Origin of the sequence: Microbacterium sp. MYb45 (assembly GCF_002979655.1) — a bacterium.
Lineage (GTDB): Bacteria > Actinomycetota > Actinomycetes > Actinomycetales > Microbacteriaceae > Microbacterium.
The window spans coordinates 1,043,037-1,067,469 of sequence record NZ_PCPG01000001.1 but is presented as its reverse complement, the minus strand read 5'-3'; the positions used below and the strand labels follow the sequence as shown (position 1 = coordinate 1,067,469).

Sequence of the window (24,433 nt, the reverse complement as noted above, 5' to 3'; positions counted from 1 at the left end):
GCACGGGGCCTGTCGGTATTCGGAGGCGTCGCTCCCTCGGCCTTTCGTCTTTTGTTCGGCCAATCTCCTCGATTTCGACCGCGGGAAGCGCGAAAGGCCGCGGGAAGCGCGAAAGTCCGCGGAAGCGCAGGACGGCGGGAAGCGCGGGAAGCGCAGGGCGGCCCACCGCGCGGGACCCGCGTACACTGGAGGGACGAGCATCGATCCGGCATCACCGGGGAGCTCTCGGAAGAACGGCGCATCCCTCGGGGTGTGCTCACTAGAACCGAGCGGGGCAGGCCCGTCACAGCCGCAGTGAGAGTGGTCGCGTCGCAAGGCGTGGCACGCGAGGTGGTACCGCGGTCCGTGAGGGTCGTCCTCGCAGGAGCATCCGCCACGACGACCACTGCGAGACACGATGACTTACCCCCGTTCCTCCTTCGGCCCCGCCGCCGATTCCGTCGCGCCCAGCCCCCGCTTCCCGCAGATCGAGGAGGAGGTGCTCGCGTTCTGGAAGGACGACGACACCTTCCGCGCCTCGATCGAGCAGCGTGAGGGATCGCCGGAGTGGGTGTTCTACGACGGCCCGCCGTTCGCGAACGGCCTGCCGCACTACGGCCACCTCCTCACCGGGTACGCCAAGGACGTGTTCCCGCGCTTCCAGACCATGACCGGCCACAAGGTCGACCGGGTCTTCGGCTGGGACACGCACGGACTTCCCGCCGAGCTCGAGGCGATGAAGCAGCTCGGCATCACCGAGAAGGCCGAGATCGAGGAGATGGGCATCGACGTCTTCAACGCGAAGGCGAAGAGCTCCGTGCTCGCCTACACGCACGAGTGGCAGGACTACGTCACCCGCCAGGCGCGCTGGGTCGACTTCGATCGCGGCTACAAGACGCTCGACCTCGGGTACATGGAGAGCGTGCTCTGGGCGTTCAAGACGCTGTACGACAAGGGCCTCGCCTACGAGGGCTACCGCGTGCTGCCGTACTGCTGGCGTGATGAGACCCCGCTCAGCGCCCACGAGCTGCGCATGGACGACGACGTGTACCAGATGCGTCAGGACCCCTCCGTCACGGTGACCTTCCCGTTGACCGGGGCCAAGGCCGAGTCGCTCGGGCTCACGGGAGTGCGCGCCCTCGCCTGGACGACCACGCCCTGGACGTTGCCGACAAACGTCGCACTCGCCGTGGGGCCGGAGATCGAGTACGTCGTGCTGCCGGCCGGTCCCCTCGGCGCGGCCGACGTGCATCAGGTCGCCGGGACCACGGACGCCGCGATCGAGTCGTCCACGCATCGCTACCTGCTCGCCCGTGAGCTCGTCGGCGGATACGCGAAGGACCTCGGATACGAGAGTGCGGAGGAGGCGCTCGCCGCGGTCGACGCCACCGTCCGCGGCGCCGAGCTGCAGGACGTCACCTACGACCGTCTGTTCGACTACTACGCCGACACCGAGACGTACGGCACCGAGAACGCCTGGCGCATCCTGGTCGACGACTACGTCACGGTCAGCGACGGCACCGGCATCGTCCACCAGGCCCCGGCCTACGGTGAGGACGACCAGCGGGTCGCGGGCGCGGCCGGTATCCCCACGATCCTGTCTCTCGACGACGGCGGGAAGTTCCTCCCGAACGTCACCGATGTGGCGGGTCAGCTGTGGATGGACGCGAACACGCCGCTGGTGCGCCTGATCCGCGAGAACGGTCGTCTGATCCGTCTGCAGAGCTACGAGCACTCGTACCCGCACTGCTGGCGCTGCCGGAATCCCCTGATCTACAAGGCCGTGTCGAGCTGGTTCATCCGCGTGACGGACATCAAGGACGACATGCTCGCGAACAACGAGCAGGTCACCTGGGTGCCGGAGAACGTGAAGCACGGTCAGTTCGGCAAGTGGCTCGAGGGGGCGCGCGACTGGTCGATCAGCCGCAACCGCTATTGGGGTTCGCCGATCCCGATCTGGAAGAGCGACGACCCGGAGTACCCGCGCGTCGACGCCTACGGCTCGCTCGAGGATCTGGAGCGCGACTTCGGCACGATGCCGCGCAACCCCGAGGGCGAGATCGACCTGCACCGCCCGTACATCGACGACCTGACGCGCCCGAACCCCGACGACCCCACGGGCAAGAGCACGATGCGACGGATCGAAGACGTCTTCGACGTGTGGTTCGACTCGGGTTCGATGCCCTACGCCCAGGTGCACTACCCGTTCGAGAACCAGGAGTGGTTCGACTCGCACGCGCCGGCGGACTTCATCGTCGAGTACATCGGTCAGACCCGCGGCTGGTTCTACGTCATGCACGTGCTGTCGACGGCGTTGTTCGACCGCCCGGCGTTCACCGGTGTCAGCTGCCACGGCATCGTGCTGGGCAGCGACGGGTACAAGATGTCGAAGTCGCTGCGCAATTACCCGGACGTTTCCGAGGTGCTTGATCGCGACGGCTCCGACGCGATGCGCTGGTTCCTGATGTCGAGCTCCGTGCTGCGCGGCGGCAACCTCGCGGTGACCGAAGAGGGCATCCGCTCCGGCGTCCGCGAGTTCCTGCTGCCGCTGTGGAACTCCTGGTACTTCTTCGCCACCTACGCGAACGCGTCCGGTGTCGACGGCTACGAGGCCGAATGGCGCACGGATTCCACGGATGTGCTCGACCGCTACATCCTGGCTCGCCTCGGTGACCTCGTGCGCGAGGTTCGAGCGGACCTGGAAGGGCTCGATTCGACCACGGCATCGGCGCGCCTGCGCGACTTCGCCGAGGTGCTGACGAACTGGTACATCCGTCGCTCGCGCGACCGCTTCTGGGTCGGTGTCACCGAGGACCCGAAGAGCCGCGAGGCATTCGACACGCTGTACACGGTGCTCGAGACGCTCACCCGCGTCGCGGCACCGCTCGTGCCGCTGATCAGCGAGCGCGTGTGGCAGGGCCTCACCGGCGGGCGCAGTGTGCACCTGACCGACTGGCCGGATGACACGCAGTTCCCGGCCGCCGACGAGATCCGCGACGCGATGGATGCGGTGCGCGAGCTCTCGAGCGTCGGCAATGCGCTGCGCAAGAAGGAGAAGCTGCGCGTGCGACTCCCGCTGGCGCGTCTGACCGTCGTGTCGCCGCTGGCCGGAACGCTGGGGCAGTTCGAGGACATCCTGCGCGAGGAGCTCAACGTCAAGTCGGTCGAGCTCGTCGCCCTGCAGGACTCGACCGCCGCCGAATACGGCATCACGCACCGCCTGAGCGTGAATGCGCGTGCCGCGGGTCCGCGTCTCGGCAAGAACGTGCAGACCGTGATCAAGGCGGCCAAGGCGGGGGACTGGTCCGAGGAGGGAGGGGTCGTCACCGCGGGTGGGATCGCCCTGGAGCCCGCCGAGTACGACCTCGCGCTGGAGACCACCGGGCGTCCGGACGGCGAGGCGCTGGCGATCGTTCCCTCGGGCGGGTTCGTGCTGCTCGACACGCAGACCACGCCGCAGCTCGAGGCCGAGGGGCTCGCCCGCGACGCGATCCGCGTGGTCCAGGAGGCGCGGAAGAATGCGGGTCTCGACGTCAGCGACCGCATCGTCCTGGCACTGAACGCGTCGCCCGACGACGCCGCCGCGCTGGAGGCCCATGCAGAGCTGATCGCTGCTGAGACGCTCGCGGTCGCCTTCGCCGTGCAGCCGACCGACGACCTCGAGGCCCTGGTCGATGAGGTCACGAGCCCCGGCGACGGCGTCTTCCGCTCGGGAGCGCGTGCGCTCGGTGCGACGAAGGCCCCGGTGATCGTGACGATCGATGCGACTGCGGTCGCGAGCGGAAAGGCCGGAGCATGAGGGAGAGGGAACGAGCGGACGCCGTCTACGAGGCGCTGCTGAGCCGTGCGGGGGAGCGCTGGGTGCAGCCGCGCAAGGAGCGCACCGCGCGCATCCTCGCCTTCCTGGACGACCCGCAGCGCACCTACCGCGTGATCCACATCACGGGCACGAACGGCAAGACCTCGACGGCGCGCATGATCGAGAGCCTCCTGCGTGCCCACGATCTGCGCACGGGGCTGTTCACCAGCCCGCACCTGGAGCGTTTCACGGAGCGCATCATGATCGACGGCGAGCCGATCGCCGACGAGGCGATCGCTGACGCGTGGGATGAGATCGAGCCCTTCGTCGACATCGTCGATGCCGAGTTCGAGGCCGCGGGGGATGCGCCGCTGACCTTCTTCGAACTACTGACGGTCCTGGCGTTCGTCGCCGTGGCGGATGCGCCGGTGGATGTGCTGGTGCTCGAGGTCGGCATGGGCGGGGAGTGGGACTCCACGAACACGGCCGAAGGCGACGTCGCGGTGTTCGCACCGATCGACATCGACCATGCGGATCGGCTCGGCGACACGATCGCCGAGATCGCGGAGGTCAAGGCGGGCATCATCAAGGAGGGCGCGGCGGTCGTCTCCGCCCAGCAGCCTCCCGAGGCCGCCGAGGTGCTGCGTCGCGTGGCGGCGGAGCGCAACGCGACCATCGCCTTCGAGGGCGAGGAGTTCGGCATCACGGAGCAGAAGCTCGCCGTCGGCGGCCAGCTGCTCACGATCCGCGGACTCGCGGGGGAGTACGCCGAGGAGTACCTGCCGCTGTACGGAGCCCACCAGGGCCACAACGCCGCACTCGCCGTCGCCGCCGTCGAGTCGCTCATCGGCGGGGCGACCCAGGCGATCGCGGGCGACATCATCTCCGATGGACTCCAGGGCACGACGTCTCCCGGACGGCTCCAGCTGCTCGGGATCGCGCCCACCGTGATCGTCGACGCCGCGCACAATCCCCATGGAGCCACGGCCCTCGCCCAGGCGCTGGACGACAGCTTCGACTTCGACGAGTGGGGCCTCGTGCTCGGTGTGCTCGACGACAAGGACGCCGCAGGCATCGTCGGCCGACTCGCTCCCGCCGTCGCGCACGTTTTCGCCACGGCGCCGGACTCGGATCGCGCGAGCGACGCCGACGCGATCGCCGACCTCGTCGAGCAGGCGGGTCAGCGGGCGACCGTGCATCACTCCCTCTCCGACGCTGCCGACGCGGCGCGCGAGTGGGCGGCCGCATCCGATCGCCGCGCCGTCGTGATCGCCGGCTCGGTCGTGCTCGCCGGTGAGGCGATCGCCCTTGCCGAGGAAGAGGACTGGAAGTCGGGGTGGCGCGCGTGAACGCGGATGCCGCTCCCGCACGCGCGCCTCGCCCGCCGAGGACACTCGTGCAGAAGCTCGCGCCCATCGTGCTCGGGTTCGAGGCGATCGTGGTGTTCCTCGTCGGACTCACGATCTTCGGCCTGCGTCAGCTTCCTGCCGGCATCGAGCAGTGGTGGGGGATCGTCGGCGGTGCAGTCCTCGCGATCGCCTGCATCGCGATCGCCGGAATGATCACGAAGCCCTGGGCCCTCACGGCCGGGTGGGTCGTCCAGGCCATCGTCGCACTGTCGGCGTTCTTCGTTCCGGCCATCCTGCTCGTCGTCCTGATTTTCGGCGGCATGTGGGCGTATGCGACCATCGGAGGGGCCCGATTGGACGCACGACGCCCCGCCGAGCCCACGACCGAGACTCAGACAGAGAGTGAATGACATGGCCACCGAAGAAACCCTCGTCCTCGTCAAGCCCGATGGTGTCGCCCGCGGCCTCACCGGGACGATCCTCGCCCGCATCGAGGCGAAGGGGTACGCCCTCGTCGACATCCGCCTCGTCGAGCCCGACCGCGATCTGCTCGCCGAGCACTACGCCGAGCACGAGGGAAAGCCGTTCTACGAGCCGCTGCTCGAGTTCATGCTCTCGGGACCGTCGGTCGCCATCCGTCTCGCGGGCAACCGTGTGATCGAGGGCTTCCGCTCGCTCGCCGGCACGACCGACCCGACCACGGCCGCGCCCGGCACGATCCGGGGTGACTTCGGCCGCGACTGGGGCCTCAAGGTGCAGCAGAACCTGGTGCACGGCTCGGACAGCCCCGAGTCGGCCGCACGTGAGCTCGGCATCTGGTTCGACTGAGATCCGAGACAGAGAGAAAACCCGCCGTCGATCCGAGGATCGGCGGCGGGTTCGTCTTTGCGTGCGGTAGATCAGAAGATCATGCCGATGACCTCGCCGAGGAGGTCGAGGCCGCGCAGCTGGACGAGCAGGATGATCAACGCGTAGGCGAGGATCGTCGCGAGTGGCACCCAGGGCATCAGCCGGTTCGCGCGCTCCTGCGCCCGCTCGCTGCTCGTGAACGTGCCGTTGCGGGTGAGATGCACCATGGTCGCGAAGAAGGTCGGGATGGTGACCGCCCACGTGGCCATGCACCACGGGCACAACACACCGAGGTTCGGCGCGTACAGGCTCTGGCTGATGAGCCAGACGACGAAGCCGAACGCGAACGTGATCCCGGCACCGAAAGCCAGCCAGAACCAACGGGGGAAGCGCGCGCCGGCGAGCAGCGCCACGCCGACGACCAGCGGCGCCATCCACAGTGTGAGGCCGATGATCGGGTTCGCGAAGCCGAAGACCTCGCCCTGCCACGAGTTGAGGTTGACGTCGCACTGGATCATCACGCTCACGTAGCAGTTGGACACCGCGTCGGGATTCTCGAGCTTGGCGAGCTTCTCGGTGAGGAGCTGGAAGGCGGCGAACCACCCGATCACGCTCGCGATGATCAGCCAGACGGCGTAGACGACGGGGCGGGTGCGCTGCTCGCTCATACTGAGGATTATCCCTGCGATGGCTATGGATGTGGCGAGAACAGGCCGGACAAAACGCGCTGGTCTCGATGGGATGCCGTGAACGGACCCACTTGGTGCGATAATGGCCTGTGACACGATGAACGGCCTTGCCGCGACACGTGCCGACGCAGACTTCGGGGCCCCATGCCCCACGTGATCAGAGCCATGAGCCGGTCGCACACCGAGTGAGTTCGCGGAACCCGCGGGTACCGCATGAGATTTCACGGAGCACCAGTGCCCCGTGCAGGGAGTAAGCCAGAGATGGCCGATGAGAACAATGACAACAACGTACCTACCCTCGACTTCCGGGCTGACGCCGCGGAGCCGCTGACGGAGCCCACTGCTCCCGACGCCGACGACCCGAAAGGGCCGGCGAACGAGGACGACGCCGCATCGGATGCCGCAGAGGTCGCGGCCGACGCTGCCGCCGATGATGTCGCCGCCGGTTACGCGGCCGCCGAAGACGCAGCCGCCGCTGCGGACGACGCTGCGGCGGGTGCCGCCGCGGATGCCGCTGCCGACGACGAGGCGGCCGCGGTGATCGCTGCCGAGGCTGCTGACGCTTCGGGATCCGAGGTCGAGGCAGACGCTGCGGCGGAGAGCGGCGATGCCGTGGTTCGCTCGGATGCCGACGTCGAGGCGATCGTCGAGGAGAGCGCTGTCCCCGACGCTCCGGCCGAAGGAGCGGCCGTCACTGAGACCGCTGCCGAGGATTCCACCGTCGAGGCGCCTGTCGCCGAGAAGGCTCCGGCTGCTCCCGAGGCCCCGGCCGTGGTGACCGCCGTGTCGCTCGGTCTGCTGCCCGAGGTCTTCGTGTCGCAGGTCTCCACGCAACTGCACTTCTACGCGCCCGAGATCACCCCGCTGCCCGCACGGCCCGACCGCGGAGAGCGCATCTTCGACCGCATCGCCGAGCGCGAGCAGTCGCAGGACGAGTCGTCGGGTCGTGGCCGCGGTCGTGGCCGTCGCCGTGGCGGATCCGACGGGGACGACCAGCGTGAAGAGCCGCGTCAGCGTCAGCGCGTCGTGGAGTACATCACCGAGCCGAAGGCCATCAAGGGTTCCACCCGGCTCGAGGCGAAGAAGCAGCGTCGCCGCGACGGACGCGACGCGGGTCGCCGCCGTCCGGTCGTCACCGAGGCCGAGTTCCTCGCGCGTCGCGAGTCCGTCGACCGCAAGATGGTCGTGCGCTCGAAGAACGGTCGCACCCAGATCGGCGTCCTCGAGGACGGCGTCCTCGTCGAGCACTACGTCGCCCGCAACCAGGACGCCTCGCTGATCGGCAACGTGTACCTCGGCCGCGTCCAGAACGTGCTGCCGAGCATGGAGGCCGCGTTCGTCGACATCGGCCGTGGCCGCAACGCCGTGCTGTACTCCGGCGAGGTCGACTGGGACGGCGTGGAGACCGGCAACCAGCCGCGGCGCATCGAGCTCGCGCTCAAGCCCGGCGATCGCGTGCTCGTGCAGGTCACCAAGGACCCGGTCGGACACAAGGGCGCCCGCCTCACCAGCCAGATCTCCCTTCCCGGCCGCTACCTGGTCTACGTGCCCGGCGGCTCGATGAACGGCATCAGCCGCAAGCTTCCCGACAACGAGCGTGCGCGACTCAAGCGGATCCTCAAGGAGGTCCTCCCCGAGTCGTCCGGCGTGATCGTGCGCACTGCGGCCGAGGGCGCGACCGAGGACCAGCTCACGCGCGATGTGCAGCGCCTCACCGCGCAGTGGGAGCACGTCCAGAAGCAGGTCGAGAACCAGCAGGCACCTGCCCTCCTGCATGCAGAGCCCGACCTGCTCGTGAAGATCGTCCGCGACGTCTTCAACGAGGACTTCACCAAGATGCTGATCCAGGGTGAGGACGCGCAGCAGACCATCCGCGCCTACCTGGAGAGCGTCGCGCCCGACCTGCTCGAGCGTGTCGAGGCATACGAGGAGGAGGCCGACCCGTTCGACGCGTTCCGCATCACGGAGCAGATCGAGAAGGCCCTCGACCGCAAGGTCTGGCTCCCGTCGGGCGGTTCGCTCGTGATCGACCGTACCGAGGCGATGACCGTCGTCGACGTCAACACCGGAAAGTTCGTCGGCTCCGGCGGAAACCTCGAGGAGACGGTCACCAAGAACAACCTCGAGGCCGCGGAGGAGATCGTCCGCCAGCTGCGACTGCGCGACATCGGCGGCATCATCGTCGTCGACTTCATCGACATGGTGCTCGAGTCCAACCGTGACCTCGTGCTCCGCCGTCTGATCGAATGCCTGAGCCGCGACCGGACGAAGCACCAGGTCGCCGAGGTCACCTCGCTCGGGCTCGTGCAGATGACCCGCAAGAAGCTCGGCCTCGGACTCCTCGAGACCTTCAGCGAGGCCTGCGAGGTCTGCGCCGGCCGCGGTGTCATCGTGCATCACGATCCGGTCGTGAAGCACCGCTCCAGCAACAACGGCGGCAGCAGCAACGGCAACGGCCAGAGCGGTCGTCGTCAGCGCGGCGGCAACGGAAACAACGGCGGTAACGGCCAGAGTCAGAACGCGCCTGCGGCTCCGAGCGTGACCCACAGCATCACCGAGGGTGCCAAGTCGGCGCTGGCTCAGATCGCGGCCTCCACCATCGTTCCGGCCGCGGAAGGCGCTGCAGAGGCGGAGACCACCCCGGCAGCGTCCGAGGCGCCGACGGCGGCCGAACGGCCCAAGAAGGCCCGCAAGAAGCGCGGTGGCGATCGTTCGGCACCGAAGTCGCCGGCGGAGCAGCTGCTCGACTCGGTTCTCGACGCCCTTCCGGAGCCGAAGGCTCCGGGTCAGGGCCGAGGTCGCCGTCGGGTGAGCACTGCTGCACTCACCGGCACCCCGGTGTCGGTGAACAACGAGCCGTCAGCGCCGGTCGCGGCCGCGGACTCGGAGTCCTGAGGCGATCAGGCGTCGCACCAGCTCCTTGCCCTTGACCGGGCGGGCGCCGGCGATGACGAGCCGGGGGATCATCTCCTCCGGCACGTCGTAATGGTCGAGGTCGAAGGCGCGCGCCGGCACGTCGTTCGCCTTCGCGAAGGTGTGCAGTTCGTCGAGGCTCTCGTCGCTGACCAGGTGCGCCCACAGGCGTCCGTGGGCGGGCCAGAGGGGGTCGTCGACGAGTACGGTCACCTCGTCAGCCTACGACCGCTCCCGGCGTTGGCGGCCGGGGGAGCGACACGCGGGGGAGCGGGAGCGGCCCCGCTTTGCGACACCGACCCGCATCCGGTAAAGTAGTCCCTTGGTGCGTATGCCGCGTCGTCCTCGTCGGTCGAAGCGGAGAGTCTTGCGTTCGCGCCCGCCGTTCCACGGTGCATGCAAGCAACAGTCTTCCCGTGAGATCTCGGAGCCGCGAGCTCCCCAACGAAACAGGTATGAAGTGGTTTACGCAGTAGTGCGCGCCGGTGGGCGGCAGGAGAAGGTCGAGGTCGGCACGATCGTTCAGCTCGACCGTGTCAAGGCTGCCCAGGGCGAGAAGATCGAGCTGGCCGCAGTGCTGCTCGTCGACGGCGCCACGGTGACCACCGACGCTGACTCGCTGGCGAAGGTCAAGGTCACGGCTGAGGTCATCGGCAACCTCCGCGGCCCGAAGATCATCATCCAGAAGTACAAGAACAAGACCGGTTACAAGAAGCGCCAGGGCCACCGTCAGGAGCTCACGCGCGTCAAGATCACCGGCATCAAGTAAGCCAGAGGGGACTAGGACATGGCACATAAAAAGGGCGCAAGCTCCACCCGTAACGGTCGTGACTCCAACGCTCAGCGCCTCGGCGTGAAGCGCTTCGGCGGTCAGCAGGTCCTCGCCGGCGAGATCATCGTCCGCCAGCGCGGCACGCACTTCCACCCCGGCGTCAACGTCGGCCGTGGTGGCGACGACACGCTGTTCGCTCTGGCCGCCGGTGCGGTCCAGTTCGGAGCGAAGGGCGGCCGCAAGGTCGTCAACATCGTCGCTGCAGCTGAGTGATCTCAGCACGACACTAGTCATCCGGTTCGGGGCGGGCTTCGGCTCGCCCCGTCCGTGTATCTGCACACCGTCATAAACAGGAACCCAGGGGAACCCGCACATGGTCACGTTCGTCGACACCGTCACACTGCACCTGCGTGCGGGTAAGGGCGGCGGCGGTTGCGTCTCCGTGCACCGCGAGAAGTTCAAGCCGCTGGGCGGCCCCGACGGGGGCAACGGCGGCGACGGCGGCGACATCGTGCTCGTCGCCGACCCGCAGACCGGCACGCTGCTCTCGTACCACCACTCTCCGCACCGTTCCTCGGGCAACGGCGGCCCCGGCATGGGCGACCACCGCTCCGGTTTTCTCGGCGAGACGCTCGAACTGCCGGTGCCGGTGGGCACCGTGGTGAAGAACACCGCGGGCGAGGTCCTGATCGACATGATCATCCCCGGCGAGCGGTTCGTCGTCGCCAAGGGCGGGATGGGCGGGCTCGGCAACGCCGCCCTCGCCACTCCGAAGCGCAAGGCTCCCGGCTTCGCACTTCTGGGTACGCCCGGATACGAGGGCGACGTCGTCCTCGAGCTGAAGACCGTCGCCGACATCGCGCTCGTCGGCTACCCGTCTGCCGGCAAGTCGAGTCTGATCGGCGCGATCTCGGCCGCTCGGCCCAAGATCGCCGACTACCCGTTCACCACCCTGCACCCCAACCTCGGCGTCGTGCAGGTCGGAGACTTCCGCTACACGGTCGCCGACGTGCCCGGCCTCATCGAGGGCGCGAGCGAGGGGCGCGGCCTCGGACTCGAGTTCCTCCGCCATGTCGAGCGCTGCTCCGCCCTGCTGCACGTCCTCGACTGCGCCACCCTCGAGCCCGGGCGCGACCCGATCTCCGACCTCGATGTCATCCTCGCCGAGCTCGGCGCCTACGAGGTGCCCGAGGGGCAGACCCCTCTCCTCGAGCGCCCGCAGTTCGTCGCACTGAACAAGATCGACGTGCCCGAGGCGCGCGACCTCGCCGAACTGGTGCGCCCCGATCTCGAAGCGCGCGGCTTCCGTGTGTTCGAGATCTCCACGGTCTCGCACGAGGGGCTGCGTCCGCTGACGTTCGCGCTGGGCGAGCTCGTCGAGAAGGCCCGCGCCGAAGCCGCGCTGGAGACGCCGCCGGAGCGCGTCGTCATCCGCCCGCGTGGCTCCAAGAAGGGCTTCACCATCCGCGTCGAGGGTGGCACCTACGGCAACGTCTACCGGATCATGGGAGAGAAGCCGGTGCGTTGGGTTCAGCAGACCGACTTCCAGAACGAAGAGGCTGTGGGCTACCTCGCGGATCGCCTCGAGAAGCTCGGCGTCGAGGACGAACTCTTCCGCCTCGGTGCGGTGCAGGGGTCGACCGTCGTGATCGGCGAGGGCGACAGCATCGTCTTCGACTGGGAACCCACGATGACCTCGGCGGCAGAGCTCATGAGCGCTCCCCGTGGTACCGACCCCCGACTGGCGCCCAACTCGCGCCGGACGACGTCGGAGCGCCGCGAGCAGTACTACGAGCGCATGGATGCCAAGGCTGAGGCTCGTGCTGAGGTGGAGACCCAGCGCCTGGCCGCGTACCGCGAGGACGGCGAGTGACCGCACGCACCCGCGCTGATCTGGCGACCGCCTCGCGAATCGTCGTCAAGGTCGGTTCGTCCTCGATCAGCGGCGAGTCGTCGTGGCGCATCCCTGTGATCGTCGAGGCCCTCGCCGCAGCGCACGCACGCGGGGCCGAGGTCGTGCTGGTGTCCTCCGGCGCGATCGCGTCCGGGATCCCGTTCCTGCGTCTGGACTCGCGGCCGAACGACCTCGCCACCCAGCAGGCGGCGGCGGCCGTGGGGCAGAACATCCTCATGTACCGGTATCAGGAATCGCTTCGCCCGTTCGACATCGTCGCCGGTCAAGTCCTCCTCACCACCGGCGACCTGGAGCATCCCACCTCACGCTCGAACGCACGGCGTGCGATGGAGCGACTTCTCGGTCTGCGGACTCTGCCGATCGTCAACGAGAACGACACGGTCGCGACGCAGGAGATCCGGTTCGGAGACAACGATCGTCTGGGCGCCCTGGTCGCGCAGCTGATCGAGGCCGACGCGCTCATCCTCCTGAGCGACATCGAGTCGCTGTACACGAAGCCGCCGACGGATCCGGGTGCGGAGCCGATCGACATCGTCGCCCCCGACGCCGATCTCACCGGGCTCGAATTCGGTGCGACGGTGGTCAACAGCGTCGGCACCGGCGGAGCGGCGACCAAGGTCTCGGCGGCGCGCCTGGCCGCGGCGTCCGGCATCGGCGTGCTCGTCACCAGCGCAGATCTGGTGGACAAGGCGCTCTCCGGCGCCGAAATAGGAACCTGGTTCGAACCCGCCACCTCATAAACTGGACGGATGACCGACCAGACCCCGCAGGCGCGCCTGGAGCGCACCAAAGAGGCCTCCCGCGCCACCGCGGCCCTGACCAGCGCTGACAAGGTTCGTGTGCTCGAAGCGATCGCTCTCGCGCTTCTGGCGGACGCGCCGCGCATCATCGAGGCGAACGGTCGTGACATCTCGCGCGGTCAGCAGGACGGCATCGGTGAGTCCCTGATCGATCGGCTGCGACTCGACGAGAAGCGGGTCGCGGCTCTGGCTGCCGCCGTCCGCGAGGTCGCCGCTCTCCCGGACCCCGTCGGGCGCGTGGTCGGCGGTCACCGCATGCCCAACGGCGTGGCGCTCGAGCAGGTGCGGGTCCCCTTCGGTGTGGTCGGTGCGATCTACGAAGCCCGGCCCAACGTGACCGTCGACATCGCCGCGCTCGCGTTGCGATCGGGCAACGCCGTGGTGCTGCGCGGTGGCAGCGCCGCCTACGAGTCCAACGCCGTGCTCGTGGACATCATGCGCGCGGCGGTCGAGGGCGCCGGACTCACGGCGGAGGCGATCCAGACCGTCGACGACTTCGGCCGCGACGGCGCGAAGGCGCTCATGCACGGTCGCGGCTTCATCGATGTGCTGATCCCGCGGGGGAGTGCGGGCCTCATCGAGACCGTGGTGACGGAGTCGACCGTGCCCGTCATCGAGACCGGGGCGGGCAACGTCCACATCTTCCTCGACGAGACCGCCCCCGACGACTGGGCGCGCGATATCGTCGTGAATGCCAAGGTGCAGCGTCCGAGCGTGTGCAACGCCGTCGAGACGGTCCTCGTCCACCGTCAGGCCGCGCCGCGTCTCGTGCCGCTGGTGGCCAGTGCTCTCGAGAGCGAGGGTGTCGCGATCCACGGCGACGACATGGTCGTGGGGCTCATGTCGAACGTGATCCCCGCCACCGAGGAGGACTGGGAGACCGAGTATCTGAGCCTCGACATCGCGATGAAGGTCGTCGACTCGCTCGACGAGGCCCTCGCGCACATCCGTCGGTACAGCACGGGGCACACCGAGTCGATCATCACGACGGATTCGCGCAATGCCGAGCGGTTCCTCGCCGAGGTGGACTCGGCTGTGGTCATGGTGAACGCGTCCACGCGATTCACCGACGGAGGCGAGTTCGGGTTCGGTGCGGAGGTCGGCATCTCCACCCAGAAGCTGCATGCGCGGGGACCGATGGGGCTCTCCGAGCTGACCAGCACGAAATGGCTCGCGCGTGGGTCGGGGCAGACGCGCGGCTGAGGGCTAGACTGGGGGACGCTGTAACCCCCGCAGGATCCCGAACAGCACGCCACGAAACGGAGCCAGGATGAACCTCGTCGCACAGATCGCGATGGCCGCTGCCGAAACCGAGCACCACGGCAACGTCGCGCTCGAGACGCTGATCTTCGGGGTCATCGCCGCGATCGTGTTCGGCGCGCTCGGCCTCGTGACGTTCTCGTACAAGAACGTCGCCAACCGTCACTCGGCGAAGGCCGAGGCATGGGCTGCGCAGCACGGAAAAGACGGCCACGAGGCGGGACACGGCCACTAGGCCCGCATGAACGACGCTGCGACCACGCGCCCCCCGCGCATCGGCGTGATGGGCGGCACGTTCGACCCCATCCACCATGGCCACCTGGTCGCAGCGAGCGAGGTCGCGAACTCTTTCGGCCTCGACGAGGTCGTCTTCGTGCCGACCGGGCATCCGTGGCAGAAGTCGGGTGTCTCGCCGAGCGAGCATCGCTATCTGATGACCGTGATCGCGACCGCCTCGAACCCGCAGTTCACGGTGAGCCGGGTCGACATCGATCGCGAAGGCCCCACCTACACGATCGACACCCTGCGCGATCTGAAGCGGGATCGACCCGACGCCGAGCTCTTCTTCATCACGGGAGCCGACGCCGTGGCGCAAATTCTCAGTTGGAGGGACCATGATGAGTTGTGGGAGTTGGCCCACTTCGTCGCGGTCTCACGTCCTGGACATGTCCTGAGCACTGACGGCCTCCCGAGCGACAACGTCAGCCAACTCGAGGTGCCGGCGCTGTCGATCTCGTCGACGGACTGCCGCGAACGCGTTCGTGACGATCAGCCGGTCTGGTACCTGGTCCCTGATGGGGTCGTTCAGTACATCGCGAAGCATCACCTGTATCGGAGCAAGGCATGAGTACATCGGATCAGCAAGGGCAGGGTCCGCTGACGCGCAAGCAGTTGCGGGAGATCCGGTTGACGGGATCGACCCCGGTCATCTCCAGCGAGGAGGCCGCCGCGGCGGCCGAGGCGGCTCCCCCCGCGCCCCCGCTGCCCCGTGCCGCGGAACCCGTCCAGATCGAACCGGCACCGGTGCCGGTCGCCGTAACCGACGAAGCGAACGGCGATGCCCCGCTGACCCGTCGCCAGGTTCGCGAGCAGGAGAAGGCCCGCACCGGTTCCGTCTCCGTGATCGGTGCCGAAGAAGCGGAAGCGGTGCCATCCGCCGAGCCCGCCGATGAGGTCGAGGCAGCAGCCGCAGCGCAGGTCGAAGAAGAGGCGCCGCAGCAGGAGGAAGCTCCCGCGGTGGCCGCTGCAGAAGCCCCTGTCGAGCTCGTCTCCGGGGTCCCGGACTTCGCTCGGACCGTCGATGTCGACGATGACGAGGACGACGATGTGGATGACGAGGTCGCCGTCGCCCCCGTCAGCGCAGCAGTCGCGGCCGACACGGTCGGCGACGTCCCGCTCGAGGCCGTCGAGACCCCTGCAGAGGCCGCGGTCGACGAAGACGATGTCGAGGCGGTGCTCGGACTTCCCGTCGAGGGCAGCGACGAGGCTGCCGACGGTGACGTCCTCGCCGACGTGCACGATGCCGACGACGATGAAGACGACGACGTGCGTCCGACCGTCAACTCTTCGTTCGGAGAAGGCCTTCTCGCCGACGCTCCCGAAGCGCACACGCCTTTCCGGCCATCGTTCGACGAGCTGATCGGCGTGGGAGATTCGACGGGGTCACAGCATTCCGCGCCCAACGCGCTGATCTTCACCCCGTCGCCGGGGGAGGGCTCGCTCTCGGGCCCGGTCGCGTCGACCGGAGAGATCCTCGTCACCGGTTCCTACGAGCTGCCGAAGGGCATGGGCTCGCAGGGTCATGCGCTCGGCACCACCGACGGCAAGGACGTCGACGCCGTTCTCATCGATGGCGAGCTGCCGCCGGCATCCTCGCCCACGCCGATCGCCGCGAGTGCGGCCGTCAGCACCATCAAGCCGGCCGGAGAGGTCATCCGACCTCCTGCCCCCGAGAAGGGGAACCGACTGATGGTGACCCTCGCCATCATCGCCGGCGGACTCGCCCTCGCGATCGGCGTCGTTCTCGTCATCGCCTTCACCACGAAAATGATCTGATGCAATCACCTGAAACTGCCGAAGAGATGCTGCGCCTCGCAGCCCAAGCCGCCATCGACAAGGGCGGTGAGGATCTCGTCGCGCTCAACGTCTCCGAGCCGCTGCCGCTCGTCGACATCTTCCTGCTCGTGACGGGAAACAGCGAGCGCAACGTCGCCGCGATCGCGGACGAGATCGAGGACCGCCTGATCGAGTCCGGTCACAAGCGCGTGCGTCGTGAGGGGCGGGCGGAGGCGCGCTGGGTGCTGCTCGACTTCGGCGACCTGATCGTGCACGTCTTCCACCAGGAGGAGCGCGTCTACTACGGGCTCGAGCGCCTCTGGAAGGACTGCCCGATCGTTCCGATCGACGTGGCCGAGCCTGCGGCAGACGCCAGCTGACATGACCACGCACCTGATCACCGGTGCGGGTTCCGGCATCGGGTCGGTTCTCGCCCGCCGGTTGCTGGACCGTGGCGACGTCGTCGTGGCGATGGCTCGGGATGCAGGGCGGGCCAAGCAGATCGCGGAAGACCTTCCCGGGGCGTCCGTCATCGTCGGCGACCTCGCGCAGCCGGGGCGACTGTCGTGGGCGCTCTCGAAGCAGCAGCTGCCCGACCGCATCGATTCGCTGGTGCATGTCGCCGGCGTCGTCGACCTCGGCGACGTCGCTGATCTGCCGGCCGCGCTGTGGGAGCAGCAGCTCGCCGTCAACCTCATCGCTCCGGCGGAGCTCACCCGGCTTCTCCTTCCGGTGCTGCGCGTGTCGCAGGGGCAGGTGGTGTTCGTGAACTCCGGCGCCGGCCTGCGCGCCAACGCCGGATGGTCGGCATATGCGGCGTCCAAGCACGGGCTCAGGGCACTCGCCGACGCCCTGCGCGCCGAGGAGGCGCCGCACGGAGTGCGGGTGACCTCGATCTACCCCGGCCGCACGGCGACGCCGATGCAAGAGCGCGTGCACCAGCAGGAGGGCCAGGCGTACGACGCGGAACGCTACGCCACACCGGAGGCCGTGGTCACGACCATCCTCACGGCGCTCGACCTTCCGCGGGACGCACAGATCACCGACCTGACGGTGCGCCCCGGCCGCTGAGCCGACCCGCATCCTCCGCAGGTGCTGTCAAGGGGCTTCTTCTCGGAGCGCTGAGGGCGCAAGCTCTTCTCGAGAGAGTCCTGGAGGGCCCCCGCATGTCTGAACTCCCCGATCCGCGCTTCATGTTGAATCGCATCACCGCGTCGGAATGGGTCATCAACGACCTTCGATACTCCCCCAACGATCCGCGCCACGTGGTCGCCTGCGTCTACGAGCTCGCCGAGACCGAGGTCGAGGTGACCTGGCTCCGTGACCTGCCGCTCGCCACCCGCTACGGAACCGCGTTCGAGGTGCTCGAGGACGTCGAGCGGATGCGTGGTTCCAGCCGCGCGACCCGTCCGATCACGATTCCTCACCGCCCCCCGCTGATGGCGACCTGACCGTCTCCACCACGCCGTACAGAAGCGCACCCCCTCGATGCTCGAGGGGGTGCGCTTCTGGGTCCCCTGGGCGTTTCGCTGCGTCGGCCAGTCGTCCGAGCAGCGTCCGATCGGAACAGCGTCCGGTCAGAGCAGCTGCAGATCGGTGATGCAGGTACGGTCGTCCGGCGAAGTGGTCGACAGGGGCACGGTACCCGTGAGGCCCTCGCTCTCGACGGTCAGCGTCGCCTCGATGTCCCGGGGCACCCAGATGCCGATGAAGCCGTTGTCCTCGGTGGGCCGGGTCTCCTCGACGAGTGTCTTGCCGTCTTCAGAGGTGACGCTGACCCGTACTTCGGTATCGGAGAGCTCACCGAGGCACGTCGTAAGGCTGTGGAAGTGGCACTCGTGCGTGTGCTCGCGGAACGGTGCGATCGAGACGTACACCGTATCTCGGGGCATCGGCAGCCGGCTCTCCCGACCGCTTTCGTCGCGGAGCACGAGAGCATCGGGTTGCACCGACGCGAGCAGACGATCCGGTCGGTCCGCGACGGGCATCGCCTCGAGTCGTTCGATCACCTCTCCGACGTCGAGTCCGGCGAGTTCATGCGATGCGAGGATCTCCTGCGCCGCCGCCGGGTCGGCGTCGGGTGTGGGCGCGGTACATCCGGGCAGGGCGATGCCGGCGACGGCGAGTGCGGCGAGCACTGCGGACAGCTTGCGTCGTCGAGGCAATGTGAAAAGGGTGGACGTGTCGTGGTTCATGGCGTGGTCCTTCATACGGAGTGGGGCCGGTGCCGGGCGCACCGACACCGGCCGCCGAACGGGTCAGAGGGCGGTGAGGAGGTCCTTCATCTCCTGGATCTCGTCCGTCTGCGCGTCGATGATCGTCTGGGCGAGTTCGACTGCTTCCGGGTCGCTGCCCTCGTCGACCTGCGCCTGCGCCATCTCGACGGCACCCTCGTGGTGCATGATCATCTGCTCGAGGAAGAGGCGAGAGGCCGCGGTGCCTTCCGCGTCCCGCAGCGCGGTCAGGTCGTCCTCGCTCATCATTCCGTCTCCGTGATCCATCCCACTCGCGTCGCGGTCATCGGAGCTGACGTCCCATTCGTCCAGCCAGCCTTCGAGCTGTTCGATCTCCGGGCCCTGAGCGGCCTTGATCCGCTCTGCGAGCTCGGTCACCGCGGGATCGATCCCGCTCGCTGCGAGCACGATGTCGCTCATCTCGATCGCCTGCTCGTGGTGGACGATCATCATCGAGGCGAACATGACGTCGGCATCACCGACGCCCGCGGACGGCGACGAGCCGTGATCCATGCCAGGCATGGATCCGTCATCGGTGCCGGTCGTACAGCCGGACATGAGCAGGACGGCAGACAGGGCGAGTGCGGTTGTGGCCGCAGCACGAATCTTCATGGGTGTTCTCCAATAGGCATAGTCGTGGCGCACACGCCGGGCGGCGGCGCGCGAGTGTGTGAGAGGTGTGGAGCCGTGCGCGAGAGCGCGGGCTCGACAGCCGCTCAGGTGCGACTGATGCAGAGAACGTGAAGCGAGGGGGCGCGGGGGAGGACCCGTGCCGTGAGGATCTCGATGAGGGGGGACCGGAACAGAGTGCCCGACCAGCTGCGGAGAACTCCGGGCGCGATGAGGAGGACGAGCACGAGCAGAAGGGCGAGCATGCACATCATCGCCGCCCCGGTGTGATCATCGCTGCTGCAACCCGCGCAGGACATATCGGCCGCGCCTGCGGGGCTCCCGGTTGGATGCGCCTGAGCTGTGCCGTGGTGCGCCGAGGAGGACTCGACAGCGGTCAGCGTCAGTGCAGCCGGTGCATCGGCCGCTGCGGTCCCGTGCAGATTCAGAGTGTGCATGCCCAGCAGCCCGATGATGACCGCGGCGACGAGCAGCACACCCGACAGCACACCCCGGAAGATGCTCGATGAGCTCCTTCCGAACCGCGTCGCCGCCACCGGTGCCATGGAGTAAGTCTAAGCGGGGTGGTGCGGCTCGGCCCGCTCAGACCCCGGTGGCGTCTGCGTCCTCGTCCGCTCCCGCGGCGACGCGATCGGCCTCGGCGCTGTCGACGAGAGCGTCATCGACATCCGGATCGAGGACGCGCTCACCGTCGACGTCCCTGGTGGGCACGTCGGCCGCATCGTCATCGTGGGGGACGGGAGGGACCGGAGGAATGATGGGGTTCGACATGATCGCATCCTTTCGTCGAGGTGCGTTCACGCTAGATCCTGGAGCGTGCGGAATGAACCGGGTTGACGCTCATGAAGTCGCACGCTAGCCACGGCGCCGGGAATCAGGGCTCGAGATACGCGGCGAGATTCGCCAGCGACGATGTCAGTCCTTGCGCGTGGTCGCGGGCGCGGACGCCCTCGGGCACGTCGCGGGCCGTCAGCTCGACCTCCGTCCCCTCCGCCACGCTGCGGACACGCCACTCCATCCGCATAGTGCCGTGGAACGTCGGGTCGTCGGAGTCGAAGTCGACCTCCTGCACGATGAGCTCGCCCGGCACGATCCGCGCGACGCGTACCTCGGAGGCGTCCGAGTCGGCCGAGGTCTTGCCCGGCGAGTCGGTGGGGTCGTCATACGTGAGAACCAGTCGATACGAGCCGCCTTCACGCATGTCGAAGCGTTCGAACCGCCCGTGCATCCCGTGGGGAGGCAGCCAGGTGAGCAGCGCTTCGCGGCTGGTCAAGGCAGCGAACGTCTCGTCGCGGCCGACGTGGACGAGGAGACTGGCGCGATCGGTTCTGCTCATATCGTCAGCCTATGACGGCGACGTTCCCCGCCGCTCCCGGTGATCATCGCAGCTTCGAAAGGCCCCGGAAAACAAGAAAACCCGCGATCTCTCGCGGGTTTCGTTGTGGACCTGAGGGGACTCGAACCCCTGACCCCCTGCATGCCATGCAGGTGCGCTACCAGCTGCGCCACAGGCCCAGATGCCGCTCCGTAGAAGCCGGAGCAACTTGAAAAGAGTACTACACGAATCCGCGCGAGCACCAATCGGCGGCAGCCGCCCGGGAGTGTCGTCACCGGGCTGGAACAACCGGGAGTGGCGGGGCGTTCTGTTCTTCGTGAGCATCCTCGACAGTCTGGTGATCGGCGCAGGGCAGGCCGGCCTCTCGGCGTCCTTCCACCTGTCGCGGCTCGGCATCTCGCACGTCGTCCTCGACGCGGATGAGCGACCTGGAGGCGCCTGGCAGCATCGCTGGGACGCCCTGACGATGCGCGACGTGCACGGTGTCGCCGAGTTGCCCGGCGACACGCCGCCGCCGCGTGACGGAGCCCGTGCCAACGTGGCCGTCCCCGACTACTTCGCGGCATACGAGCGCACGCATGCACTCCCGGTGCTCCGACCGGTGCACGTGGAACGCGTCGAGGACGAAGACGGACTCCTTGTCGTGCGAGCGCGGGAGGGGGAGTGGACGACCCGCACGCTGGTGAACGCGACGGGGACGTGGTCGCATCCGTTCCTCCCGCACTACCCCGGGATGGAGACCTTCGTCGGAGAGCAGCTGCACACGGTCGACTATCCCGGCCCCGAGCACTTCCTCGGCAGACGAGTCCTCGTTGTCGGGGGTGGGGCGTCCGCGGTGCAGTTCCTCGGCGCCCTCGCCCCGATCACCGACACGCTCTGGGCCACCCGCCGGGAACCCGTGTGGCGGAACGACGACTTCACGCCCGAAGCCGGTGCGGCCGCGGTCGCTCTGGTCGAGCAGCGCGTCGCCGCAGGACTCCCTCCCGAGAGCGTGGTCAGCGTCACCGGACTCATGCTGCGCCCGCAGGAACGCGAAGCCGAGCGTCTGGGCGCCTATGCCGCACGTCGCCCGATGTTCGAGCGCATCGAGCCCGACGGCGTGCGCTGGGCCGACGGCAGGTTCGAGCACGTCGACGTCATCCTCTGGGCCACGGGTTTCCGTCCGGCCATCAGCCACCTGGCGCCCCTGCACTTGCGCAGCGCGGCCGGCGGCATCCAGCTCGACCGGAACGGCCGCGGCACGACCGCGGTCGCCGACCCGCGGGTGCAGCTGGTCGGTTACGGGCCGTCGGCGAGCACGATCGGCGCCAATCGTGCCGGGCGTTCGGCGGCGAAAGGTGTGCAGCGCGCGCTGCGGTCCGCCGGGGCGAGCGTCACCAGCGGTTGAGCACCTCTTCGGCGAAGCCCTCGATGCCGTCGACGCGCACCGGCGTACCCGTGTCGTCGTGCACCCAACCCGACCAGACGCCGAACAGCTGATCGGTCCGACTCGCGATGACCAGCGCATTCGTACGTGACATCTTGTCGTAGAACGGTGTGAACGTGAGGTCGGCGGTCGCACCGTGCACCTGCCAGGGGCGCATGAACTGCTCGGGGTCGTAGTCCCACACGAGTTCCTCGCTGATCTTCGACAGGCGCCCGTCGACGAGCAGGGCGTTCTCGGTGGCACCGGAGCCATCCGTCCACTTCGCGCCGAGCTGCAACCCGATCGTGCGGCCGTCGACGATGCCGCTACCCGCGGCCCAGTTCCACTGCACCTGATACGGCCAGCGCCCGCGTCCGTGGTCGAGCACCGCCCAGCTGCCCACCGGCACGTCGTGGGCGGTGCCGTCGATGGCGATGCTGCCGGTCGTCGGCCGCGCCACGTCCTTCACCGTGTACTGGAACCGGCGGATGTCGTCTCCACGACGCCAGGGCACCACCACGCCGAGCGACTCGTGCTCGGGCGGCCTGGCGGCGAGCAGGTCGAACGACACGCGAGGAGCGGTGCCCCGCAGGCGCGTGCCGTCGAACACCTCGTCGACGTCGAGCGTGATGCGGCGGGTGCGGGCCCGCACCGGGCCTTCCCCGAGCGATGGCGGCAGTGTCGCGGTGCGCGCTCCGGGGGAGATCACGGTCGATCCGATGTCCTCGCCGGTCGCCCGGTCGAGCACCCAGACCTCGTGCAGCGCCAGGTAGTCGACGCACGACACGGTGAACGCGATGATGTGCGACGGCGTCATCACGTTCCAGTACTCCCAGCGCTTGTTGCGCCCCCAGTGGCCTCGACCGGGGATGCCGGATGTGTCGTGCAGAGGCGTTCGAGACCAGCCGAGCGCATCGCGGTTCAGTGCCCCGTCGGGAGTCGTGAGCGAGACGGGCGCGGTGATCTCGCGCTCGATCAGCGGTGTGGGCATCGTCGTCCTGCTGTCGGGAGGGATACCGTTCGGGTCGGCATCGTTGACCCGAGTGTAGAGGACCCGGTGCCGCCGTACGAGGGACCCGGCACACGGATCCGTGTTCGGGCGGAGACCGGTGCCTGGCTACGCTGAACAGCATGCTCCGCATCGTGTTCCTCGTCGTCTGGCTGCTGCTCTCCGCCTGGCTCGTCATCTGGGTCGGCGAAGGGCTGTTCGGCGTGGATCAGCGTCACTCGATCCTCCCGTTCGCCGGTGAGGACACCCTCGGCGGCCCGATCATCATCGGCGTCGCGTGGGGCCTGCTGCTGACGTTCGGCGGGATGCTGTCGGGCCTGGCGCGTCGCAGGACCCCGCGCGGTGAGGCGCAGATCGGGGTCGGCACGATCGTCGAGGTCACCCGCACCGGGATGACGGTCAACGATGTGCCGCAGTACGACCTCTTCATCCGCGTGAACCCGGGTGCGGCCGATGACTTCATCGGGCAGCTCCGTACGCTCGTGCAGCCCACGGATCTCGCGACGCTCCAGGTGGGGCTTCCGGTCCCGGTGCGCTACAGCGTGACCGACCAGGACACGGTCGAGCTCGCGGACCTCAGCGACCCCGCTGTGCGCGACGCGATGCTGCAGTGGCGCATCGATCGTGGGTTGATCGACCCCCGCCAGGTGCGGGCGCGCACCAGCGGAACACAGGTGCCCGCGTCCGTGCTCGAGGTGCGGCCGACGGGCCGACGTCGCGAAGGGCAGAGCGAACTCGCGCTGCGCGTGCTCATGGCACCCGAAGGAGCGGCGACGTGGGAGGCCGACACGACCGTGTTCGTCTACCCCCAGGCGATCCCGCATCTCCAGGTGGGAGCTCCCGTATGGGCGTTCTACCGCCGGGAGGACCCGCAGACCGTCGCGGTGACCATCGAGAAGGAGACGGCACGATGAACCCGATGGACACCCTCGTCTGGCTGGTGAACTTCCCGGCCTCTCACGGATACGCCATGGTCTTCATCGCGGGGTTCTCGACCCTCGGGCTGTTCGCGCTGTCGGCGCGGGGTGCGGTTCCGGGTGAGGCGCTGCGGAGCATCCGGGAGCGGGAGGGCCTCCTGCACCCCACGGAGCACCCGCGAGGTCGGGTCTGGGCCGGCGTCGTTCGTATCGGTGCCCGCGTGCTGGCGCTGGTCATGGTCGGATCGCTCGTGATCGGGATCCTCAGCCTCACCGGAGTGCCCGTGACCCGGGCCTACATCTACGACAACGGCCGCCCGACCACCGGCACACTGGAGGGGGACTGGGTGACCTTCACGACCGCCGAGGGCGTCGAGTACACGCTGGAGAGCAACTTCTTCACGCCCGCCGTGTACCCGGACCGCGACGTCTACCTGACGAGCGGCGAGCCGGTGGTCGTCCGCTACCTGCCGAGCCATCCGCAGGCGTTCGTGATCGACAGCGACCAGACCCCGCGCTGAG

27 protein-coding genes and 1 tRNA gene are annotated in these 24,433 nt (G+C 68.4%); 19 read left to right on the top strand and 9 right to left on the bottom strand.

The window, feature by feature from the left end:
* The first annotated feature begins 397 nt into the window (after positions 1–397).
* From ileS to ndk, 4 genes are read left to right on the top strand one after another with little or no spacing between them, the layout of a single operon-like run.
* Positions 398–3,778 carry an isoleucine--tRNA ligase gene (ileS, locus tag CQ034_RS05110; RefSeq protein WP_105710126.1) on the top strand — a complete coding sequence of 1,127 codons (3,381 nt, stop codon included), beginning with the start codon at positions 398–400 and terminating at the stop codon, positions 3,776–3,778.
* Positions 3,775–5,127: a folylpolyglutamate synthase/dihydrofolate synthase family protein gene (locus CQ034_RS05105; protein ID WP_105710125.1), complete on the top strand. Its 1,353-nt coding sequence runs from the start codon at positions 3,775–3,777 to the stop codon at positions 5,125–5,127. Before ileS ends, CQ034_RS05105 begins: the two co-directional genes overlap by 4 nt.
* A complete protein-coding gene (locus CQ034_RS05100; protein ID WP_029261663.1) occupies positions 5,115–5,537 on the top strand; it encodes a DUF4233 domain-containing protein in 423 nt (140 codons plus the stop codon). The genes CQ034_RS05105 and CQ034_RS05100 overlap by 13 nt, the downstream gene beginning before the upstream one ends.
* A gap of 1 nt (position 5,538) precedes the next feature.
* On the top strand, positions 5,539–5,955 hold the full coding sequence (ndk, locus tag CQ034_RS05095) for a nucleoside-diphosphate kinase (RefSeq protein ID WP_029261664.1): 417 nt from the start codon (positions 5,539–5,541) through the stop codon (positions 5,953–5,955).
* Between the two features lie 71 nt (positions 5,956–6,026).
* Here the strand turns inward: ndk and CQ034_RS05090 are convergent, their stop codons facing one another.
* Complete coding sequence (locus CQ034_RS05090; RefSeq protein WP_105710124.1) at positions 6,027–6,644, bottom strand: vitamin K epoxide reductase family protein; 618 nt, start codon at positions 6,642–6,644, stop codon at positions 6,027–6,029.
* A gap of 282 nt (positions 6,645–6,926) precedes the next feature.
* Here CQ034_RS05090 and CQ034_RS05085 point away from each other — a divergent pair, with 282 nt between their 5' ends.
* On the top strand, positions 6,927–9,560 hold the full coding sequence (locus tag CQ034_RS05085) for an Rne/Rng family ribonuclease (RefSeq protein ID WP_258134060.1): 2,634 nt from the start codon (positions 6,927–6,929) through the stop codon (positions 9,558–9,560).
* Here the strand turns inward: CQ034_RS05085 and CQ034_RS05080 are convergent.
* Entirely contained in the window at positions 9,525–9,791 is a 267-nt protein-coding gene (locus CQ034_RS05080) for a DUF4031 domain-containing protein (RefSeq protein WP_029261667.1), read from the bottom strand. The two genes, CQ034_RS05085 and CQ034_RS05080, sit on opposite strands and share 36 nt — an antisense overlap.
* Before the next feature lie 247 nt (positions 9,792–10,038).
* On the opposite strand from CQ034_RS05080, the gene rplU reads away from it, so the two are divergent.
* The 11 genes from rplU to CQ034_RS05025 all read left to right on the top strand — a co-directional run bounded on the left by rplU (position 10,039) and on the right by CQ034_RS05025 (position 17,831).
* The gene (gene rplU / locus CQ034_RS05075; protein ID WP_028501602.1) at positions 10,039–10,347 is read left to right on the top strand and encodes a 50S ribosomal protein L21; all 309 of its coding nucleotides are present in this window, start codon (positions 10,039–10,041) and stop codon (positions 10,345–10,347) included.
* Positions 10,348–10,365: 18 nt separating this feature from the next.
* A complete protein-coding gene (gene rpmA, locus CQ034_RS05070) occupies positions 10,366–10,623 on the top strand; it encodes a 50S ribosomal protein L27 (protein ID WP_028501603.1) in 258 nt (85 codons plus the stop codon).
* Positions 10,624–10,723: 100 nt separating this feature from the next.
* A complete protein-coding gene (obgE, locus tag CQ034_RS05065) occupies positions 10,724–12,223 on the top strand; it encodes a GTPase ObgE (protein ID WP_029261668.1) in 1,500 nt (499 codons plus the stop codon).
* Entirely contained in the window at positions 12,220–13,005 is a 786-nt protein-coding gene (gene proB / locus CQ034_RS05060; protein ID WP_029261669.1) for a glutamate 5-kinase, read from the top strand. The genes obgE and proB overlap by 4 nt, the downstream gene beginning before the upstream one ends.
* A gap of 9 nt (positions 13,006–13,014) precedes the next feature.
* Positions 13,015–14,268 carry a glutamate-5-semialdehyde dehydrogenase gene (locus CQ034_RS05055; protein WP_105710123.1) on the top strand — a complete coding sequence of 418 codons (1,254 nt, stop codon included), beginning with the start codon at positions 13,015–13,017 and terminating at the stop codon, positions 14,266–14,268.
* Between the two features lie 67 nt (positions 14,269–14,335).
* The gene (locus CQ034_RS05050) at positions 14,336–14,560 is read left to right on the top strand and encodes a hypothetical protein (protein ID WP_029261671.1); all 225 of its coding nucleotides are present in this window, start codon (positions 14,336–14,338) and stop codon (positions 14,558–14,560) included.
* A 6-nt stretch (positions 14,561–14,566) separates the two neighbouring features.
* Complete coding sequence (nadD, locus tag CQ034_RS05045; RefSeq protein WP_029261672.1) at positions 14,567–15,172, top strand: nicotinate-nucleotide adenylyltransferase; 606 nt, start codon at positions 14,567–14,569, stop codon at positions 15,170–15,172.
* Positions 15,169–16,380 (top strand): hypothetical protein, encoded by a 1,212-nt coding sequence (locus tag CQ034_RS05040; RefSeq protein ID WP_105710122.1) that lies wholly within the window; start codon positions 15,169–15,171, stop codon positions 16,378–16,380. The genes nadD and CQ034_RS05040 overlap by 4 nt, the downstream gene beginning before the upstream one ends.
* Complete coding sequence (gene rsfS, locus CQ034_RS05035) at positions 16,380–16,760, top strand: ribosome silencing factor (protein ID WP_029261674.1); 381 nt, start codon at positions 16,380–16,382, stop codon at positions 16,758–16,760. Before CQ034_RS05040 ends, rsfS begins: the two co-directional genes overlap by 1 nt.
* A gap of 1 nt (position 16,761) precedes the next feature.
* Positions 16,762–17,451: an SDR family oxidoreductase gene (locus CQ034_RS05030; RefSeq protein ID WP_105710121.1), complete on the top strand. Its 690-nt coding sequence runs from the start codon at positions 16,762–16,764 to the stop codon at positions 17,449–17,451.
* Between the two features lie 95 nt (positions 17,452–17,546).
* Complete coding sequence (locus CQ034_RS05025; protein ID WP_029261676.1) at positions 17,547–17,831, top strand: hypothetical protein; 285 nt, start codon at positions 17,547–17,549, stop codon at positions 17,829–17,831.
* A gap of 126 nt (positions 17,832–17,957) precedes the next feature.
* On the opposite strand, the gene CQ034_RS05020 is transcribed toward CQ034_RS05025, so the two are convergent.
* The 6 genes from CQ034_RS05020 to CQ034_RS04995 all read right to left on the bottom strand — a co-directional run bounded on the left by CQ034_RS05020 (position 17,958) and on the right by CQ034_RS04995 (position 20,759).
* Positions 17,958–18,575 (bottom strand): CueP family metal-binding protein, encoded by a 618-nt coding sequence (locus CQ034_RS05020; protein WP_105710120.1) that lies wholly within the window; start codon positions 18,573–18,575, stop codon positions 17,958–17,960.
* Between the two features lie 63 nt (positions 18,576–18,638).
* Positions 18,639–19,226 (bottom strand): DUF305 domain-containing protein, encoded by a 588-nt coding sequence (locus CQ034_RS05015; RefSeq protein WP_029261678.1) that lies wholly within the window; start codon positions 19,224–19,226, stop codon positions 18,639–18,641.
* Between the two features lie 104 nt (positions 19,227–19,330).
* Positions 19,331–19,789 (bottom strand): DUF6153 family protein, encoded by a 459-nt coding sequence (locus CQ034_RS05010; RefSeq protein ID WP_181156212.1) that lies wholly within the window; start codon positions 19,787–19,789, stop codon positions 19,331–19,333.
* A gap of 37 nt (positions 19,790–19,826) precedes the next feature.
* The gene (locus tag CQ034_RS05005) at positions 19,827–20,015 is read right to left on the bottom strand and encodes a hypothetical protein (protein WP_029261680.1); all 189 of its coding nucleotides are present in this window, start codon (positions 20,013–20,015) and stop codon (positions 19,827–19,829) included.
* A gap of 103 nt (positions 20,016–20,118) precedes the next feature.
* On the bottom strand, positions 20,119–20,580 hold the full coding sequence (locus CQ034_RS05000; RefSeq protein WP_029261681.1) for an SRPBCC domain-containing protein: 462 nt from the start codon (positions 20,578–20,580) through the stop codon (positions 20,119–20,121).
* 106 nt (positions 20,581–20,686) lie between these two features.
* Positions 20,687–20,759: transfer RNA gene (locus CQ034_RS04995), tRNA-Ala, on the bottom strand.
* Positions 20,760–20,896: 137 nt separating this feature from the next.
* Here CQ034_RS04995 and CQ034_RS04990 point away from each other — a divergent pair.
* Positions 20,897–21,967 carry an NAD(P)-binding domain-containing protein gene (locus tag CQ034_RS04990; RefSeq protein ID WP_105710371.1) on the top strand — a complete coding sequence of 357 codons (1,071 nt, stop codon included), beginning with the start codon at positions 20,897–20,899 and terminating at the stop codon, positions 21,965–21,967.
* Here CQ034_RS04990 and CQ034_RS04985 read toward each other — a convergent pair.
* Entirely contained in the window at positions 21,954–22,976 is a 1,023-nt protein-coding gene (locus CQ034_RS04985) for a DUF2804 domain-containing protein (protein WP_105710118.1), read from the bottom strand. The two genes, CQ034_RS04990 and CQ034_RS04985, sit on opposite strands and share 14 nt — an antisense overlap.
* Positions 22,977–23,116: 140 nt before the next feature.
* Here CQ034_RS04985 and CQ034_RS04980 point away from each other — a divergent pair, with 140 nt between their 5' ends.
* Together CQ034_RS04980 and CQ034_RS04975 are read left to right on the top strand one after the other, a co-directional pair.
* Positions 23,117–23,908, top strand: coding sequence for a hypothetical protein (locus CQ034_RS04980; protein WP_029261684.1), 792 nt, complete (start codon positions 23,117–23,119; stop codon positions 23,906–23,908).
* Positions 23,905–24,432, top strand: coding sequence for a hypothetical protein (locus CQ034_RS04975; protein ID WP_029261685.1), 528 nt, complete (start codon positions 23,905–23,907; stop codon positions 24,430–24,432). Before CQ034_RS04980 ends, CQ034_RS04975 begins: the two co-directional genes overlap by 4 nt.
* The last annotated feature ends 1 nt before the right edge of the window (position 24,433 follow it).